Source organism: Pseudomonas sp. AA-38 (assembly GCF_029457475.1).
Classification (GTDB): Bacteria; Pseudomonadota; Gammaproteobacteria; order Pseudomonadales; family Pseudomonadaceae; genus Aquipseudomonas.
This window is the reverse complement of sequence record NZ_CP120359.1, coordinates 2,801,153-2,820,027: the sequence shown is the minus strand read 5'-3', so window position 1 is coordinate 2,820,027 and position 18,875 is coordinate 2,801,153. Positions and strand designations below refer to the sequence as shown.

The window sequence follows — 18,875 nt, the reverse complement described above, 5'->3', positions numbered from 1 at the left end:
GATTATCCTCGGTCAATCGGTCAGAGTGGCCAGTGCGAACTGACTGGCGGAGTGCTGGGGGTTGGCGCGCAGGGCGCGGCAGAACCAGGCGTGCGCTTCCTCTTCGAGCAGGCGCATGACCTGGCAGGCCTGATCCATGGTGATGCCCACACCAATGGCGCCGTGGTTGCGCATCAGGTAGGCGTTGAGATGCGGGCGCACACGGCGGCTCACCAGCCAGGACAGCAGGCCGGAGCCGGACGGGCCGTAGGCGCACATCGGCGCTTGCGGGCCGATGACCTGGCGCGCCTGCTGGCCGCTGATCGGCAGTGGGCGGCCGAGCAGGGTGAAGGCGCTGGCGATGGGCTGGTGCGTGTGCACGCTGGCCTGGCAGTCGGGCCGGGCCTTGAACATCCTGGCGTGCAGGCCGCTTTCCACCGAGGGCGAACCTTCGCCGGAAAGTTGCTCGAGGCTGTCCAGGCGCAGGGTGCAGATGTCGGCTGGGCGCATGCTGTAGTAGTCGCTCGCCGAAGGGGTGACGGCGAAGCGCTCGGCGTCAATGCGCAAGGCCAGGTTGCCGCCGATGCCGGCGAGAAAACCCTGGTCGGCCAGGGTCACGGCCGTGCGTACGATGACCTCCCTGGCCCGTTGTTCAAGCGTCATGAGTACCTCGATGCAGGTGTGCGTAGAAGGGCGCCAGCGCCTTGTGCGCGGCGCGGAAATTGGCGTAGCTGCTGGCGTAGCGCTCGGCGTTGAGGCGGTCGGGCTGGAACGAGCGACGGATCTCGACCCGTTCGGGAATGTCGCCGACGGCTATGGCATCGATGCCGATGCCGGCGATGAAGGCCGCGCCGCGGGCATTGGCCTGAATGGGGTGTTCCGGCAGGTGCACCGTGACCCCGAGCACGTCGGCGAAGATCCTGCACCAGACCTCGGACTGGCCACCGCCGCCGACCAGGGTGATTTCCCTGGATGGCTGGCCGATGAAGCCGTCCACCGCCTCCATCATCCAGCGGGTGTTGAGGGCAACGCCCTCGAGAAAGGCACGCACCATGTCTTCGCGGGCGTGTTCCAGGGTCATGTTGACCAGGCCGGCGCGCAGGTTGCCGTCGTCCACCGGGCTGCGCTCGCCCATCAGCCAGGGCAGGTAGAGCAGGCCACGGGCGCCAGCCGGGACGCTGGCGGCCACTTCGTCGAGGATGCGGTAGACGTCCGGGCCGGCTTCGTTCTGCAGCAGCGCGTCCTTGGCGTAGAGGATGCGGTCGCGCAGGAAGCTGAGGTTGGCGCCGGCTGCCGACTGCATGGCGATCATCATGTAGCGATCCGGCAGGGCGCAGGGCAGGGCCGCGATCTGCCGCATGACATCGGTTTTCTTCTTCTGCACATGGGCGCCGATCCAGGACGAAGTGCCGATGTACAGGTGCAGAGCGTTGTCGCCCACGGCGCCAGAGCCCATGGCCGATGCGGTGGTGTCCACGGCGCCGGCCACCACCGGCAGGCCGGCGCGCAGCCCGAGGCGTTCGGCCACCGGTTTGCGCAGCTCGCCGAGCACCTCGCAACAGCGCACCAGCTCGGGAAGCTGCGAGCGTTGCAGGCCGGCCATGCGCAGCAGGCCGTCGTGGTAGCGGATGTTGCCGGGGTCGCGGTTGTCGGTGACCCAGGTGGTCAGCGCCGAGTCGACGGTGGAGGCGATGCGCCCGCTCAGGCGCAGGTTGATGAAGTCGAGGACGTTGAGGAACTTGTCGGTGCGCGCATACAGCTCGGGCATGGCATCGCGGATGAAGGCGATATGGCCGAATGGGTCCTTGCCGGAAAGGGCCGGTGCGCCGCCGGTCAGACGCAGCCAGTGCCACAGCTTGATGGGGTCGTAGCCGGCCACGCGCGGCAGGATACCGCCGACCTGGCGCCTGACCGCGTCCTGGCCGCGCATGTCCATGTACAGCAGGGCGCGGGCCAGGGGCTGGCCATCGCGATCCACCGGCACCGTGCCTTCACCCTGGCAGGAGCAGCAGATGGCGACCACGGCCTTGTGCGCCGAGGTGCTGTCGAGCACTTCGGCGGCGCTGTCGAGCAGCGCCTGCCACCAGTCTTCCGGGCATTGTTCGACGCCTGAGCCGGCCAGCACATGGGTCTGTACCGGGCGAAAGGCAAAGGCCCTGACGCGGCCATCGAGGCCCACCAGTGCGGTCTTGCAGCCTGAGCTGCCGAGGTCTACCGCCAAGACCAATCGCGTGTCGTGAGTCACCGTGGCCGCCTCTTTTTCATTTGCCTCTTCCCATTTCGTGACAGTCGAGTTAAAACATAAGCATTGCTCGTGTTTTAGAGGATGAGGCGATGGATAAATCTTTGTCAAGCACCACCGAAAAGGTAAGGCGACCCCGCGAACCCAAGCAGCAACGCAGCCAGGAGCGCTTCGAGGCGATTCTGAAAGTGGCGTTGGATCTGATTGCCGCCAATGGCTACGAGGGGGTGTCGATGCGTGAGATTGCCCGCGAGGCCGGGCTGCCGATCGCGTCGCTGTACATGTACTTCCCGACCAAGCTGTCGATCGTCAAGGAGGTCTGGCAGCGCTACACCAGCCGCGTCAGCGAGTCACTGGAGCGTGATCTGCAGAAGATCGTCGACCCTGCCAACCAGGCCGACGCCGGACTGCTGATCGAGCGCTTGATCGACCTGATGCTGGATATTCAGACCAGCCACCCGGGCTTCATCGAGGTCTGGGGTTGCGTCGCCGCCGCGCCCGAACTGCGCGAACTGAACCTGGCCGACACCCTGCGCTCGGTGGAGATGATGGCCACGGCGATTCGCAGCGCCAATCCGGCCATCGACATCGAGCAGGCCGAAGGCCTGGCCATGGTGCTGTGCGAGGGGGCGAGCTCGGTGACCAAGCTGATCCTGACCCTGGCGCCGGAGCAGCGCCCGGCCCGGATCAGGCAGCTCAAGCGCAGCCTGCACTTCATCTACAGCGCCACACAGGCGGCGTTCGACAAGCGCGAATCCTGATTCCAGAGGTCCTGCCCTGCCCATGGGCAGAGCCTCGGATTGTTGTACCCAATAAGTGCAATGACCTCATAACCGCTAGGGGGCTGTATGTTGCGCAATAAGAAGAACAAAGTCATAGCAGTCGGTATGGGGCTCTGGAGTATCCAGGCCCCGGCATTCGAGATCGATACCGGGCCGGATGTCACCACCACGCTGGAAAGCGTCGTGGAGTTCAGCTCGGTGTATCGCACGGAGTCGCCCGAACGCATCCAGCGTGACGGCCAGAATCTCTTCATCAACGAGAACGATGGCAGCGAGTACTACAAGGGCTTCGTCTCCAACGAGGTCAAGCTGACCTCGGAGCTGCATGTGCGTACCGATCAGGATGGCCTGCTGCTGCGCGGCACGGCCTGGTACGACACGCAGATCATGGACAACGACCCCAGTGGCGATGACTTCGACACGCACAACGGTGATAGCGGCGAGCGCTTTCCCTCGGATTTGCGCAATCGTGCCGGGCACCGGGCACGCCTGCTCGATGCCTACGTCTACACCAATCGCTCCCTCGGCGACATGCCGCTGAGCCTGCGCCTGGGACGCCAGGTGATCAACTGGGGGGAGGGTATCTTCTATTCCGACGGCATCAACGTCATCAACCCGGTGGATATCGGCCGCATCGTGCTGCCCAACGCCAGCCTCAAGGAAGCGCTGCTGCCCACCAACATGATCTCGGCGCAGCTCGGCCTCACCGACTCGCTGAGCGTGGAGGGCTTCTACGGCCTGGAATGGAAGGGCCATGAGATGATCCCGACCGGGGCCTTCCTCAACGATCAGGACTACTTCGGCAAGGGCAGCAATGGCGTGCTGCTGGATCTGCGTGACGCCCTGCAGGCGCAAGGAGTGCCGGCGGAGCTGGTGCCCGGCCTCAATGGCGTCGACGGCGTAGTGGCCGGGGCACGCTATGGCCGCGAGCACGAGGCGCGTGACGATGGCCAGTTCGGCCTGGCCCTGCGTTATATCGTCGAGGACTGGAACAGTACCGAGTTCAGCCTCTACTACCTCAATTACCACAGCAAGGTGCCGTTCCTGCGTGTGCAGAAGGGGCAGTCATTCGCCTGCAGTGGCGGGGGTGGCGGTGGACGTTTCAGTGACCTGTGCGACCTGACCCAGCTCGTCGATCCCAGCTCGGTGCCATTGGTCGATGGCCTGGCATATCTGGATACCACGCGCTACGACTTCATCTATCCCGAGGACATTCGCCTGTTCGGCTTCAGCGTCTCGGGCACCATCGGCGATACCAGCGTTGCCGGTGAGCTGGCCTATCGGCCCAATGCGCCGCTGGAACCGTCGATGACCTACGAGCTGGGGCTGTTGGCCAATGGCGCGCTGACGGCGGGCGGCGCCAGTGGCGCCAGCATCGACCTGGGCGAGTTCGGCGATGGCTCGGCCAATGATTCGCGCCGCAGCATCGACCTCTACAAGCGTCACGAGCTTTATACCGGCTCGATTTCCACCATCCACAGCTTCGGCCCGGGCCTGGGCCTGGATGACCTCACCCTGCTCGGTGAAGTCGCCTTCAACCATGTGCCGGGCAGTCTGCTGGATTCGCCCAACTACGCCTACCTGGACTCGTTCGCCTGGGGCTACACGGTGAACTTCAGCGGCCTGTGGCGCAATGTGCGGCCCAACCTCAACCTGCGCCCGGGCCTGACCTTCCGCCAGGACGTGTCCGGTACCTCGCCGGCGCTCAACGAGAACTTCATCGAGGGGCGCAAGTCCGCCACCCTGGAGTTGGCCGCCCTGTATGGCCAGACCCTTGGTGCCAAGCTGAGTTACACCTCGTTCTGGGGCGCGCGCAAGGAAAACCCGCTGATCGACCGTGACCATGTCGCACTGAATCTTTCCTACTCCTTCTAACCAGTGGTATTCGCCATGAACAAACATGCTTTCCGTGTAGGCAGCCTGGTGCTCGCTTGCAGCGTGCTGTTGCCCTTGCAGGTTCAGGCCAAGGTGACGGCCGAGCAGGCCGCTCAGCTTGGCAACCAGCTCACCCCCTTCGGGGCCGACCCCAAGGGCGATGCCGCGCAGGGCATTCCCGAGTGGAGCGGCAAGCTCGCCGCGCCGGCCGGTTATGCCGGGCCGGGCAGTTTTCACGTCGACCCCTTCGCGGGTGAGAAGCCCCTGCGCGTGATCGATGCGCAGAACATGGCGGCCGATGCCGAACACCTGAGCCCGGGCGTTCAGGCGCTGCTCAAGGCCTACCCGCAGACCTTCAAGGTGCCGGTCTATCCCAGCCACCGCACGGCTGGTGCGCCTGAGCGGGTCTACGCGAACACCCGCAAGAACGCTCTGCAGGCCACCCTGGCCGAAGGCGGCAATGGCCTGGCCAATGCCTATGGCGGCATCCCTTTTCCGATTCCGGCCGATGGCCGTGAGGCGATCTGGAACCACATCGCACGTTGGCAGGGGGATTACATCAATGAGGTCGCCACCACCGCGCAAGTGGATACCCAGGGCGGCTTCTCCATCATCCGTGAACGCATACGCCTGCTGTCGAACTACTACGACCCGAGCAAGGACGCCAGCAGCCTGAACAACCTGCTGTATTTCTTCGACAGCGAGTTGCTGCCGCCCTCGCGTGAGGCGGGGCGCAAGCTGTTGGTGCGCGAAACCATCGACCAGGTGGCGGAGCCGCGTTCGGCCTGGGTCTACAGCCCAGGGCAACGGCGTGTGCGACGTGCTCCGACGCTGGCCTACGACACTCCCAGCGATGGCATCCTGGCCGACGACACCGACATGTTCAACGGGGCCACCGACCGCTACGACTGGAAGCTGCTGGGCAAGCAGGCTCTGCTGGTGCCCTACCACAACTACGCCATGGAGCAGCCGGGGCTGGCGCTGGAAAAGCTGGTCAAGCCCGGGCACCTCAACCCTGATTTCACCCGTTGGGAAATGCACCGCGTATGGGTAGTGGAAGCGACGCTGCGGCCGGGCCAGCGCCATGTGCATGCCAAGCGCCGCTTCTATCTGGACGAGGACAGTTGGTACGCCCTGATGGTGGAAAACAGCGACGCCCGTGGCGAGCTGTGGCACGTCAACCTGGCCTTCACCAAGAATGCCTATGACGTCCCGACCATCACCCCGGTGAACATCGTCTATCACGACCTGATCGCCCACAGCTACACGGTGATCGGCCTGCGCAACAATGAGAAGGCGCCGCGCGAGTTCCAGCTGACGCCGCCACCGGCCAGCTACTGGACGCCTGCCAATCTGAGGCGTACCGGCACGCAGTGACCTGTTGCAGCACTGCAAACAAGAGGCCCGCAAGGGCCTCTTCGTGTTTATGGGCCTGCCACGATGACGGTCTGAGCGCATGTCGCTGACTGGCGCAAGGGAAGCTGCGTAGCGGACAGATGATTATATTATTGACTTAATATTTTAATTGAATTAAATATTTTATCGCCTTTCGTGCTTTAGTCGCTATGCGACGGCCAAGTCCTCAAGCCGGGCTAACTCTAATAAAGATGAATGGGGAGGGTGGGATGGCTGCTACAGGCTATCGGTTCGGCTACGGCTCGATGCTCTTCCTGCTATTGAGCTGGATACTTACGGCCACACAGGCCTGGGCCAGCGAGGTGCGGATTTACAACTGGCTGCAATACCTGCCCAAGGAAATTCTTGAGGATTTTCAGCGTGAAACCGGCATCCGTCCGCGCTACGTCGAGTTCGAGTCCAGACTGGCCATGGAACACAAGCTGCTGACCGGTAACTCCGGCTACGACGTGGCATTTCCTGGCAGCACCAGCCTGCGCAAGCTGATCATCGCCAATGCCGTGCAACCGCTGCGGCGCGACGCTCTGAGCAACTGGCAGTATCTCGATGAGGCTTTCATGAAGAGCCTCGAGGAGTCCGGCGACCCGCGCAACCGCTATGCCGTGCCTTATCTCTGGGGCGCAACCCTGTTCGGTTATGACGCCGACAAGCTCGATGCGCTCTTCGCCGGTAACGTTCCGGCTTCCTGGGATCTGCTGTTCAAACCGGAGAATGCGCGCAAGCTGGCGGGTTGTGGCATCGGCATCATCGATGCCCCGGATGAGATCCTGCCGATTGCCCTTAACTACCTCGGGCTGGATCCCAACGGCCATGAACGTAGCGACTACCGGGCCGCGCAACAGCTCATGCAGAGGCTCAGGCCAGCCGTGCGCTACTTCGATTCGGAGCGCTATGGGGCTGACCTGGCCAACGGCACGATCTGTTTCGGCGTCGGTTGGTCCGGTGGTTTCGTGCAGGCCCGGCAGATGGCCGCGAGTGCCGGGCGCAAGGTGCGCTTGAATATGGTGGTGCCAAAGGAGGGATCACCTTACTGGTCGGATGTCATGGTGGTGCCCAGCAAGGCGCCGAATCCGGCAGAGGCCCATGCCTTCATCAACTACATCCTGCGCCCCGATGTCATCGCTCGCATCAGCCTGCAGCTTGGCTATCCCGCACCCAGTGTCATGCCATCACACAAGCCGACCGCCGATGATCCACGCGGGCAGCTGATGCAGGCCGCCGAGCAGCAGCGATTCTTCACCATCACGCCTGTTCCGGAGTCCGTCGAGCGGATCAGAGCGAGGGTCTGGCGCAACATGCAAAGCCATCAGGGGGGTGCTGAATGAACATGCTCAACAATGCATCGGGTGTAGCGCTCGAGTGGGTCATGAGCCTCAACGTGCTGATCGCCGAGGGTGAGGTGGTGGGGCATTGCGCCGATGGCTTGCGCGTTAACTACCCGATCATCGGTGGCACCTTCGAGTGTCGTGAAGCGAAGGGCCATGTGCTGCCTGGTGGTGCCGACACCTACCGGCTCAGGCCCGATGGCATCGGCGAGCTGGATGCGCGCTACAGCCTGATGTGCGACGACGGCAGCCTGATCAACGTGCACAACCTCGGGCTGTTGCGGCTGACGGAGGCGGGCAAGGCCATGGAGGCACGTGATATCTGGCCCATTCCCGAGAGCGAATACCTGTGCACCTGCACGCCGCGCTTTCAGGTCGCCGAAGGTGAGCTGGGCTGGCTGACCCAGCAGACCTTCACCGGCCTGGTGCATTACCCCACGGCGGATCGGGTGCAGATTCGCTGTTTCGCGCTTGAGCCGAAACCCTGATCAGGTGCTGGGGTGTTTAGGACATCTCTAAAGACCCAAGCGGCGGCTGCAGGGATGCGGGAGGTTGGGTGTTGATACCGGACTGGCAATACGGTGTTCGTTTCCGGGTGTCTTTTCCGGATTGCCGCGTTTTTGTTGATGTTTTTGGTTTCGCCCTCCCGGGCGAGTCACTTTTGCGGGCAAAAGTAACCAAAACCCTCCGCCCGATCATCCGGCCCCGGCTGCGCCGGGGTTCGCTCACTCCATCGCCGTTCCAGAGGCCCGCCGCGGTGGGCCATCCCTGGCCCATCGCGGCTTTCGCGACATCCATGTCGCTCAACCTCCTCCACGACGATTCCGTTCGCCCTCCTGGGCGGGCTCTGCACGCGCCTGAACCTGCGGTAACCCAGAAGTAGCGCGGAGTGCTTGTACATGGGGCAGCCGTAGGGCGGATCGGGGCGCCGACCGCTCGTAGCGCCAGCGAACAGTCCGCCGGGCCATGCCGAGTTCGGCACCACAACCTACGTCCCGTACTCCCAACGGCGTACTGCTTCGCGAGTACGCGAATGAAAGTTTTGGTTTAACCCGACGGCCACATCGCGACTTCACATCTAGCAGAACACGTCGGGCGTACCTTGGAATGCCAGTTCGCTCAGGCGCGCGAATGCCCCCTTCAGGAGGCCGAACGTAGGCATTGCGCAGGGGGCGAGTGGCATGGATGCCGCGAGATACCGATGGCGGCCCCGCGTAATGGGCCAGGGATGGCCCATGTACGCCGACCCCGGAGCAGTGCCGGAGTGAGGGAAGTCGAGCGAAGCATGACGGGGACGCCTAGTTCCGGATGGCGGGGGTGCGTTTCTTTTGCTTACTTTTCTTTGCGCTGGGCGGCAATCCGAGTTCAAAGAAAAGTGAGTCGCCCGAGGGGGCGAAACCCGGAATATCTGAAAACACCCAAAGCGGCGTCAAGAACACCAAACAAACACACAAACTTGCCAGTCCGGTATCCAGACTGACTTGCCGATATCCCGCAAAGAACCAGTTCGTCCTTCAGTGGCTCAGACCTGCGCTCAGCGGGCGATCATGCCCTGCAGGATCAGGCCGCTGGTCAGGCGTACCTGGCGGCGGTGCGCTTCCAGATCCATCGTCTCGCTGCTGGTCAGGCGCAGCAGTTGCAGGTGCGAGTAATCGTTGAGCAGGAAGGCGGCCAGTTCCACGTCCAGGTCGGCGCGCAGCTTGCCACGCTCCTGCAGGTCGCGCAGCAGGCCGGCGATTTCATGCTGCAGGCTCTCGTTGAGACGCTTGTAGTTCTCCGGCAGGTCGCTGCGGTCACCACCCAGCACGTGCGGCAGTAACTCGCGCCAGATCGGCGCTGGAAGCATGTCGAGGGCGTGATCGACCAGCACTTGTTCCAGGTAGCACAGTGCATCGAGCGGGTCGTCCAGTTCGGCCATGTGCAGACGCGCGTCCTGCAAGGCGCTCTGGTCGGCCTTCTGCAGCATCTCCAGGAGAATTTCCTGCTTGGAGCTGAAGTACTTGAACACCGTGGGCGCCGAGACGCCTGCTTCCCGAGCGATCTGCTCGATGGTGGTGTTGGCGAACCCCTGGCGCTCGAACAGAGCCACCCCCGCTTCACTGATGGCCTTGCGGCGCATGGCTTTCTGACGTTCGCGCAGACCGCTCACTTTCCCTCTCCTTATCCGGGTCGCAGGTGGCGAGCATAACGGAAGTAGGTTTTCATGCGTAAACATTTTATTGACTAAAACTTTTTATTCGGGCAATTATTCTGTCACATCTGCCGCGTGCAGAGCTTCTTACAAGAAAGGACAGAGGTTTCATGACTACCTCCGTAAACACTCAGGCACCCAACCAATTGGCTCGTCATTACGCCGATGCACACGAGGCGCTGCGTCAGGCTCAAGCGCCACAGGCCTTCATGAACGGCTTTCCCCCAGCGCCCGAGCAACTGGTGACCTGGCACAACTGGATGAGCCCGCCGTTCAACAAATGGGGCTTTCGCAACCTGGTGCGCCTGCGCCCGAGCATCACGGTGTCCTGCGGTCGGGGTGAGCAGCCACTGGCAGAAGCGCTGCAGGATCTCGACGGACTTAGCTTCGCCAGTGAGTGTGGGTTGAACGTACGTCTGGACGAACACCTGCTGGCCAGCCATGCCGACGGTTTCATTGTGCTCAAGGCCGGCAAGGTGGTGTACGAGCGCTACTTCAACGGCCACACCGCCAATGATCGCCACATCATGTTCTCGGTGACCAAGTCGCTGATCGGCACCCTGGCCGAACAACTGATTCACGAAGGCAAGCTTGACCCCGAACGACTGGCCGGCGATTACGTAGCGGAGTTCGCCGGTAGTGCTTACGCCGATGCCACCGTGCGCCAGTTGCTGGATATGGCGGTGGGCATTTCCTACACCGAGCAGTACGACGACCCGGCATCGGAAAGTTCGCAGTTTGGTTATGCCTGTGGCTTCCAGCCGGCGCCGGCCGAATTCGCCCAATACGCATCGCTGTATCAGTACCTGCCGACGCTGCGTAAGCGCGGCGAGCATGGCGGCCTGTTCCATTACGTCACCGCTACCACCGAGGCCCTGGCCTGGGTGATGGAACGCGCCTGTGGCGAAGCCTGCCATGAGCTCCTGACCCGGATCTGGAAGGTGATCGGTTGCCAGCGCGACGGCTACTTCATGGCTGATCCCTGGGGCCGTGGCGTGGCCGGCGCCGGTTTCAGCGGCACCCTGCGCGATATGGCGCGTTTTGGTCTGCTGCTGGCCAATGGTGGCCAGCATCAAGGCCAGAGCCTCGTTGCGCCCGAAGCCATCGCAGCCATCGCGGCGGGTGCCGACCCGGCCATCTATGCCCAGGACGAGGATTTCAGTCACTGGATTCCCGGTGCTTCGTACCGCAGCCAGTGGTACGTGATCAACGACCATAGCCGCGCCATCGTCGCCGGCGGCATTCATGGCCAATACCTGTTCGTCGACTTCGAGTCGGATGTGGTCATCGTCAAGCAGTCCTCGCTGCCGGCGGCGGTGGGCATCTTCGATGCAGACAACGTACGAGCGTTGCGTGCCATTGCCGCGCATCTGAAAGCCTGATTCAGCTCAAAGAGACAAGAAATATCGGGCGGCTCACCACAGGTGGGCCTGCCGATTCGCAGCCCGGTGCGTATTGAACCCGAGCTGCTTTGCAACTGCCCTGTGACACAAAAACAACTTACCCAGGAGCATTTCATGACCCGTGTCCCATTCACTCCCGCGCTACTGGCCGTGGCCGTACTGAGCAGTGCCGAGGCCATGGCTGGCTACACCTTCGAGGAGGGCAAGCTCTCCGGCGAAGCCAACCTGACCGTAGGTGGTGCGACCGTCTCCACACGTAACGTCAACTTCGGCGCTGGCGGCGTCGATCAGCGCAATGGCCGCAACATCGGCACCCGTGTCGATTGGCAGGAGTTCTATCTCAAGCCGGGCGTTACCCTCAAATATGCCGTCGACCCCGACTTCGATCTGATCGCCGGTGGCTCGGCGGTGTCGGCCAAGACCCTCGGTGACGGCGATGCCGGTGGTTTCAGCCGCAGTTCGGACGGCTACACCGCGATGGAAGAGGCCTATGCGGGCTTCCGTGCGGGGGAGTGGACCTTCACCGCCGGGCGGCAGAACTACCTGGTAGGCAACGGCTTCATCGTCATGGACGGCAACCTCGACTCCCGTGGCGACGGCGCCTACTGGCTGGGGCCGCGTACCGCCTTCCGCGACTCGGGCATCCTCGCCTGGGATCATGGCGCGCTGCGTGCGCAGGCCTTCAGCCTGCGCACCGATTCGCACCTGGGCGACTTCCGCCTCAATGGTGCCAACCTGGACTACGACCTGGCCGAACAGGTGACCTTGGGCGCCATGGCCATGAAGGTGGACTCGCAGACCAACACCTTCGCCACGCCGCTGCGCCGCGACGGCATGCAGGTCTACAACTTCCGCGCCCTGCGCGGCAGGCTGCCGGGCCTCGACGCGCTGACCTTCAACGGCGAATACGCGGTGCAGCGTGGCAGCGGTGACGGCGTCAAGTACGATGCCAAGGCCTGGTATGCCCAGGCTGACTACAGATTCGAGTCGCTGCCGCTGACTCCGGTGCTGGGTTATCGCTACGCGCTGTTCTCCGGTGACGACAACCTGGCCGACAACACCCAGCAGTCCTGGGATCCGCTGAGCAAGGGCTTCACCGACTGGAGCACCTGGCTGGTCGGCGACGTGATGGGCAACTACGTGCTGTTCAACACCAACCAGCGCGTGCAGCAGTTCTCCATCAAGACCCGCCTGAGCGAGACCCTGACCCTGGGCGCCATCCACTACCAGTTCTGGCTGGACAAGAACAACTACCAGGGTATCGCCGTCGACGACCGGCGCTTCGCCAACGAGAACGTGATCTACCTCGACTGGACCCCCACCGAGCGTCTGTACACCTCGCTGGCCTACAACTGGGTAGACGCCAAGTCGGCGGCCAAGCAGGTGTTCGGTGACGACGACCGCTTCACCGCGCTCGAACTCTACTTCACCTACCGTTACTGAGCCCGCCAGGAGACATCGAGATGAAAGCAATGCGTATCGCGGCTGCCTTGACCCTGGCACTGGCCAGCGCCAGTGGCGTTCAGGCCGAGCAACGTACCGTAAGGGTCTACAACTGGATCGAGTACATGCCGCCTGAGATCCTCAAGGGCTTCGAGGCCGAAACCGGCATCCGTCCGGTGTACGACGTGTTCGACAGTGCCGAGACCCTGCAGTCCAAGCTGCTCACCGGCAACTCCGGTTATGACGTGGCCTTTCCGGGCAGCGCGTCGCTGGGCACCTTCATCGGCGCCGGCACTTTCGAGAAGCTGGATCGCAGCAAGCTGCCCAACTGGAACCGCCTGGATGAAACCTTCATGGCCGAACTGGCCAAGAGCGGCGACCCCGGCAACCAGTACGCGGTGCCCTACATGTGGGGCACCAACCTGATCGGCTACAACATCGACAAGGTGCGCGAGGCGCTGGGCTCGGACGTGAAGCTGGATAGCTGGGACGTGATCTTCAAGCCGGAGAACCTCTCCAAGCTGGCCTCGTGCGGGGTTGGCTTCCTCGACTCGCCGGGGGATATCCTGCCGATCGCCCTGGACTATCTGGGCTTGCCGCCGAACTCGGAGAAGGCCGAGGATTACCGCAAGGCGCAGGATCTGATGATGAAGATTCGCCCCTACATCACCTACTTCAATTCCTCGCGCTACGGCTACGACCTGGCCAATGGCGAGATCTGCGTGGCCGTGGGCTGGTCCGGTGGCATCGAGCTGGCGCGCAAGATGGCCAATGCAGCCGGCAAGGGGGTGAAGATCGACATGTTCCTGCCCAAGGAGGGTGCACCGCTGTGGTCCGATGTGATGGTGATTCCCAAGGGCGCACAGAATGTCGAAGAAGCCCATGCCTTCATCAACTACCTGCTGCGCCCGGAAGTGATCGCCAAGGCCAGTAACGCCATCGGCTATCCCAACCCCAACACGGATGCCACCGCCTTCGTCGATCCCGAGGTGCGCAACAATCCCAACATGTACATTCCGGCTGACAGGATGGGCTCGCTGTACGCACTCAAGGCCCTGCCACTGAAGGCCGAGCGTATCCGCATGCGTACCTGGAACAGCATCCGCACCGGCAAGTGAGCCGGCGGGCACCCGCAGTCATGCTGCGGGTGCCTGTACCACGAACGACGAGGAGGGCGTGATGAAGCGATCCATAGCGTTGGGCGATAGCGGGCTCGAGGTGTCGCCGCTGGTACTGGGCGGCAACGTGTTCGGTTGGACACTCGCTGAGCGCGATTCGCTGTATCTGCTCAGCGCCGCCTACGAGGTGGGCATCACCAGTATCGACACGGCCGACATGTATTCGGTCTGGGTCGAGGGGCATCGCGGCGGCGAGTCCGAGCGCATCATCGGCGCCTGGCTGGCACGCAACCCCGGCCTGCGCGATGGCCTGACCCTGATGACCAAGGTGGGCGCCGAACTGAGCCCGGGTACAGGTGGCCTGTCGCGCGCCTGGATCATCAAGGCGGTGGAGGACTCGCTGCGCCGCCTCAATACCGATTACATCGACCTGTATTTCTCGCACTACCCCGACCCGCACACCCCGCACGAGGAAACCCTCAGCGCGTATCAGACCTTGCTGGAGGCCGGCAAGATCAGGGCCATCGGCGCCTCCAACTTCACCCGGGCGCAACTGCAGGACGCCGAAGCCTGTGCAGAGCAGGGCTTGCCGCATTACGCGGTGCTGCAACTGGAGTACAACCTGCATGACCGTGCCGACTACGAGCAGAACCTGCAGGCCTTCGCCCACGACCGGGGGCTGGGCGTGCTGAGTTATTTCAGCCTGGCGTCCGGCTTTCTCACCGGCAAGTACGCCAGCCTGGCCGATATCCAGGGGCATGCGCGTGCCGAGGATCTGCAGCGCTTCTTCACCCCACGCGGCATGCGCATTCTCGCGGCCTTGCGTGCAGTTGCCGGGCAGCATCAGGTCGAGCCGGCCAGCGTGGCCCTGGCCTGGCTGATGCAGCAGCGAGGACTGACGGCACCGGTGGTCAGCGCCACCAGCCGTGAGCAGTTGCAGCGCTTGCTGCAAGCCTGTGCCTTGCGCCTCGACGACGAAGCGTTACGCCTGCTGGACACGGCCAGCGCGTAATGAGCCGGGGCCGAGGCCGCCGAGCCGCTGAATGAGGAAATGTCTTGATCTGATTGGATGAGCCTGTCCGCAGGGCGGACAGGTGGCAGTCGTTACGCACTTAAAGTTAACTGGATTAACTATTTTGTTCGGATGACGGCTGGTTGCAGGGGCTCCGCTATGGCTCCCGGCAATGTTTGGTTCTTCCACGACAACAATAAAACCGATGGAGCTTCCCATGTCTTGCAGTCAACTCCCCGGCAAGGTCGCTGCCGACCCGACCATGCGCGCCGCCGCCATCTTCATCGCAGCGGTGTCGATTCTCGTGGTCGGTATTCAACCCGTGTTCATCGGCCTGTTGGCCGGGCACCTGGGGCTGTCCCTGGCCCAGCAGGGCTGGATGATCTCGGTGGAAATGTGTGGCTCGGTCTTCGGCACACTGCTGGTGGCTCCGCTGGCACGGCGCTGGGGCTCGCGTCGGCTGTGTGCCATGGCGGCCTTCGCCCTGGGCGGCGTGACCCTGCTGAGCGGCCTGACGGAACAGTACACGACGATGCTGGCGCTGCGCGGCCTGGCCGGTATGGTGGCCGGTGGGCTCTATGCCCAGGCGGTGTACCTGTTGGGAAGGATGCCGGGGCAGGATCGCTCCTACGGTTTCCTGTTGCTGCTGCAGACCAGCATCTTCGCGGTGATGGCGGCGGCGCTGCCGCTGCTTGCGGCAACCCTGGGTTTCATGGCGGCCATGGGCATGCTGGCCGCCTGGTATGCACTGGCCTGCCTGGCTTGCCGCCTGCTGCCGCGTCAGGTCGGTAGCGAGGCAGGGCAGCAGACGCCATCCTCCGAGGTCGGCCCGGCCTCCTTCGGGGTGGCCGCACTGGCCGGAATGCTTTGCCTGCAGGTGGCGATCTATGCCGTGTGGGGCTTTATCGACGGTATCGCCAGTGGCGATGGTCTGAGCGCAGTGGATGTGGGTTGGGCCGTGGGTATCGGCCTGCTCGGCGGCTTGCCGGGCGCGGCGTTGCCCAGCCTGCTGGGCAATCGCTTCGGCCGTCTGCCGATGATCCTGCTCGGCTCGTTCTGTGTGGCACTGGCGGTCTGGTTGCTGGGGCTGGGGGTGAAGAGCGGCGAGCAGCTCGCCGGTGTGGTGTTCCTGATGAACTTCGGCTGGGTGCTGGCGCTGTCGTATTATATGGCCGCGGTGGTCAGCCATGACGCCAGTGGCCGCCTCACTCGCCTGGTCAGCGTGGTACAGGTGACCTCGGCGGCGTTTGCCCCTACGGTGCTGAGCCTGTTTCTCGGCGACGGCGGCAAGACGCTGATCTTCAGCTTCTCGGTGGGCTCGGTACTGCTCGGTTGCCTGCTCGCCGCCCTGGTCGGCCTGGGTGTCGGCCGGCGTCAGCAGTTGCGTGCAGCGCTGTCATGACAGCCTGCCACGACCAAGGAGTGGCCCCATCGAGACCAATTGGGGGTGGCGCACTGGCCTTGCGGCTGAGAACCTAGGGAGGTGTTCAGTCGAGTTGCGATCATGCCTGCTTCCGCTTTGCCCGTGCATACCCGGCATCTGGCCAATGGCGCCGTGCTGCATGCCTGCCAGCAGCCCTGGGCGCGGCAGGCGGGGCTTTGCCTGCGGGTGGCGGTGGGCAGCCATGACGAGCCGCGTGATTATCCCGGCCTGGCGCATTTTCTCGAGCACCTGCTGTTTCTCGGCAGCCGCGGCCATGCCGTCGAGCAGGGCCTGATGGCCTATGTGCGTGGCTGTGGCGGCCAGGTCAACGCCTCGACCCAGGCGCGTCATACCGATTTCGTCTGCCAGTTGCCGGCGGCCGGGCTGCAGCCGGCCCTGCAACGCTTGCAGGACATGCTCAGCCATCCCTTGCTGGAACAGGCGGCGCAACGACGTGAGCGCGAGGTGCTGCATGCCGAGTACCAGGCGCGCAGCCAGGATGCCGATAGCCGCATCGACCATGCATTGGGCCAGGCAGTGGCGGCGGGGCACCGCTGCGCCGACTTCCTTGCTGGGGATCGGCACAGCCTGGCGCTGGAGCAGGCTGCCTTCCAGCAGGCGTTGCAGGGCTATCACCGTCAGCATTACCAGGCACGCTACATGAACCTGGCCCTGGTCGGCCCGCAGCCGCTGGAGGAATTGTTGAGCCTGGGCGAGGCCTGCCTGTTGAGCATGGCAGGCGGGGCGCTTGGGGTGCGCGCGAGCCCATCCCTGCTGCCCTTGCGTGCCTCCCGTCTGGTACTGCAGCACCCCATCCGTGGCGTGACCCTGGGGCTGGCCGTGCAGTTGCCAGAGAAGGCGCTGGAGCCGGCCCTGCAGCTATTCCTGGAGGCGCTGCACGATCCGGCGCCGGGTGGCTTGCAGGCTGGCTTGCGCCAGGCCGGGTTGTGTCAGGCGCTGCAGGTACGGGTGATCTACCGGCATGAGGGGCAGCGCCTGTTGCGCCTCGATTGCCCTGGCGCGGACAGCACGACGGTCGCACGTCTGCAGGCCGAGCTGCGCGGCTGGTTGCAGCGCTTGCCGGGTGATCCTGGCTGGGGCGCGCGCTGGCGTGCCTGGCAGCAGGCCCAGGCCGCACGCCTGGCCGGCTTGTCGCCGCTGGCTCTGGCTCAGCATCTGTTGCAACAACCCGAGGCTATTGCCGAGGTCGAAGTGCTGGCGGCGCTGCAGCCCTTGCTGGTGCAACTGGCCAGTGGTGCCGGCTTGATCCAACTGTGCAGCACGAGCGAGGCGCAACCGCTCTGGCCCGCCCTGGGGCTGGATCTGCAGATGCAGGCCGTGGCGGCGCGCAGCCTGGCCGCGCCTACCCTGGATCTGCACCTGCCACAGGCCTGTACGGCCCTGGCCCCGGCCACCAGCGCGCCGCCAATGCCCATGGCCGCGCTGCGCTGGCATGCGGGGCCGGAGCAGGGCGGTCCGGCGGCGCTGCACTGGCGTGGGCCCTGCAGTGACAACGGTTTGCCAACTCCTGTGCGGCTTGCCACCCTGCAGGCTCGTATCGCCGATCAGGCCAAGCTATGTCAGCGTCATGGTGTTGCTCTGCAACTGCGGGCCGAGCCCGGTGCCTGGACACTGGCGCTGTCCGGCCCGGCGCCGTTATTGTCTGCCAGCAGTGTGCGGCTGTTGCCGCTGCTGCTGGCGCCGCTGGATGAGGCCGTCGCGCCGCCCGCTGCCGGGCTGTTGCTGCGCCAGGTGCTGGAGTATCTGCCGGAGCTGGGGCAGTCAGCCGCGCCGACGATCCTGCAGGGACTGGGCGTCGGCCTGGGCACGGCAGCACAGCAAGAGATCGAGGCATTGTTCGAGGCGGTCGAGCCTTTGCCTGCCACGACACCGCAGCCGCACAGCAGCGGCGGCCTGAGCTGGCATGAAGCGCCGGTGTCGGGGGCGGAGTCGGCCTTGCTGCTGTTCTGCCCCGTGCCTGATGCGAGTGTGCAGGCCGAGGCGGCCTGGCGCCTGCTCGATCAGTGCCTGCAGGAGGCCTTCTATCAGCGTCTGCGCGGCGAATTGCAACTGGGGTATGCGTTGTTTTCCAGCTTTCGCCAGGTACAGGGGCGGCGCGGTCTGTTGTTCGGTGTGCAATCGCCGGTCTGCGATCATGCCACCATCCTCGGCCACATCCGTGCCTTTCTGGCGGCGCAGCCGGCGCGCCTGGCCGGGCTGCCGGCGCAGGCCTTCGAGCAGGCGCGCGAGGCCCTGCAACTGGCGCTGCAGGCACCGCGCAGCCATGTCGAATGGGCCGAGCAGTTCTGCCAGGCGCACCTGGCCGCTCTGGCCGCCGAGCATGACCAGGCCGTTGGCCAGGCCCTGAGCGCGCTCGACTCGCAGGCGCTGTTGCACGCCTGCCGACAACTGCTGGCGGAGTGCGGCTGGCAGGTACTAAGCAGCACGCCAAACCACTGATCCCTTACCCATCTGAGCATGCGCCACCGCGTAGGCCGACGGCTGCCTGTAAGACCTTGGGCGGGGCCAATGGCCGTAAGAAGTAAGACCTGTGCCTATGAACCGGCAGATCGGTCACTGGTAGTGGCCCGGTAGCGCCTCCCACGGCGCAAACCCGGTGACCAGGCCAAAGCACTGCATGACCGCTGCCAAGGCAGCGTATGGCG

General features: G+C 64.1%; 14 protein-coding genes. 11 read left to right on the top strand and 3 right to left on the bottom strand.

From position 1 onward, the window contains the following. Positions 1 to 12: 12 nt before the first annotated feature. Together PVE35_RS12860 and PVE35_RS12855 are read right to left on the bottom strand one after the other, a co-directional pair. Positions 13 to 642 carry a class II aldolase/adducin family protein gene (locus PVE35_RS12860; protein WP_277372018.1) on the bottom strand — a complete coding sequence of 210 codons (630 nt, stop codon included), beginning with the start codon at positions 640 to 642 and terminating at the stop codon, positions 13 to 15. Then, positions 632 to 2,224, bottom strand: coding sequence for an FGGY-family carbohydrate kinase (locus tag PVE35_RS12855; RefSeq protein ID WP_277372017.1), 1,593 nt, complete (start codon positions 2,222 to 2,224; stop codon positions 632 to 634). The genes PVE35_RS12860 and PVE35_RS12855 overlap by 11 nt, the downstream gene beginning before the upstream one ends. Before the next feature lie 89 nt (positions 2,225 to 2,313). Between PVE35_RS12855 and PVE35_RS12850 the strand changes: the two genes are divergently transcribed. The 5 genes from PVE35_RS12850 (at position 2,314) to PVE35_RS12830 (ending at position 8,107) form a co-directional block, all read left to right on the top strand. Continuing rightward, entirely contained in the window at positions 2,314 to 2,982 is a 669-nt protein-coding gene (locus PVE35_RS12850; RefSeq protein ID WP_268183623.1) for a TetR/AcrR family transcriptional regulator, read from the top strand. Between the two features lie 87 nt (positions 2,983 to 3,069). Continuing rightward, on the top strand, positions 3,070 to 4,878 hold the full coding sequence (locus PVE35_RS12845; protein ID WP_268183626.1) for a DUF1302 domain-containing protein: 1,809 nt from the start codon (positions 3,070 to 3,072) through the stop codon (positions 4,876 to 4,878). A gap of 15 nt (positions 4,879 to 4,893) precedes the next feature. Further along, positions 4,894 to 6,255, top strand: coding sequence for a DUF1329 domain-containing protein (locus tag PVE35_RS12840; RefSeq protein ID WP_277372016.1), 1,362 nt, complete (start codon positions 4,894 to 4,896; stop codon positions 6,253 to 6,255). Between the two features lie 248 nt (positions 6,256 to 6,503). After that, positions 6,504 to 7,619, top strand: coding sequence for an extracellular solute-binding protein (locus PVE35_RS12835; RefSeq protein ID WP_277372015.1), 1,116 nt, complete (start codon positions 6,504 to 6,506; stop codon positions 7,617 to 7,619). Further along, complete coding sequence (locus tag PVE35_RS12830) at positions 7,616 to 8,107, top strand: DUF3237 domain-containing protein (RefSeq protein ID WP_277372014.1); 492 nt, start codon at positions 7,616 to 7,618, stop codon at positions 8,105 to 8,107. The genes PVE35_RS12835 and PVE35_RS12830 overlap by 4 nt, the downstream gene beginning before the upstream one ends. A 1,046-nt stretch (positions 8,108 to 9,153) precedes the next feature. On the opposite strand, the gene PVE35_RS12825 is transcribed toward PVE35_RS12830, so the two are convergent. Next, positions 9,154 to 9,768 (bottom strand): TetR/AcrR family transcriptional regulator, encoded by a 615-nt coding sequence (locus PVE35_RS12825; RefSeq protein WP_268183634.1) that lies wholly within the window; start codon positions 9,766 to 9,768, stop codon positions 9,154 to 9,156. Positions 9,769 to 10,019: 251 nt separating this feature from the next. On the opposite strand from PVE35_RS12825, the gene PVE35_RS12820 reads away from it, so the two are divergent. From PVE35_RS12820 to pqqF, 6 genes are all read left to right on the top strand, one after another. Continuing rightward, positions 10,020 to 11,192: a serine hydrolase gene (locus PVE35_RS12820; RefSeq protein WP_268184275.1), complete on the top strand. Its 1,173-nt coding sequence runs from the start codon at positions 10,020 to 10,022 to the stop codon at positions 11,190 to 11,192. Between the two features lie 135 nt (positions 11,193 to 11,327). Continuing rightward, positions 11,328 to 12,656, top strand: coding sequence for an alginate export family protein (locus PVE35_RS12815; protein ID WP_277372013.1), 1,329 nt, complete (start codon positions 11,328 to 11,330; stop codon positions 12,654 to 12,656). 29 nt (positions 12,657 to 12,685) lie between these two features. Then, complete coding sequence (locus PVE35_RS12810; protein WP_277374886.1) at positions 12,686 to 13,774, top strand: polyamine ABC transporter substrate-binding protein; 1,089 nt, start codon at positions 12,686 to 12,688, stop codon at positions 13,772 to 13,774. 61 nt (positions 13,775 to 13,835) lie between these two features. Next, complete coding sequence (locus tag PVE35_RS12805; protein WP_277372012.1) at positions 13,836 to 14,786, top strand: aldo/keto reductase; 951 nt, start codon at positions 13,836 to 13,838, stop codon at positions 14,784 to 14,786. Between the two features lie 217 nt (positions 14,787 to 15,003). After that, positions 15,004 to 16,188 carry an MFS transporter gene (locus PVE35_RS12800; RefSeq protein ID WP_277372011.1) on the top strand — a complete coding sequence of 395 codons (1,185 nt, stop codon included), beginning with the start codon at positions 15,004 to 15,006 and terminating at the stop codon, positions 16,186 to 16,188. Between the two features lie 102 nt (positions 16,189 to 16,290). Further along, positions 16,291 to 18,669 (top strand): pyrroloquinoline quinone biosynthesis protein PqqF, encoded by a 2,379-nt coding sequence (gene pqqF, locus PVE35_RS12795; protein ID WP_277372010.1) that lies wholly within the window; start codon positions 16,291 to 16,293, stop codon positions 18,667 to 18,669. The last annotated feature ends 206 nt before the right edge of the window (positions 18,670 to 18,875 follow it).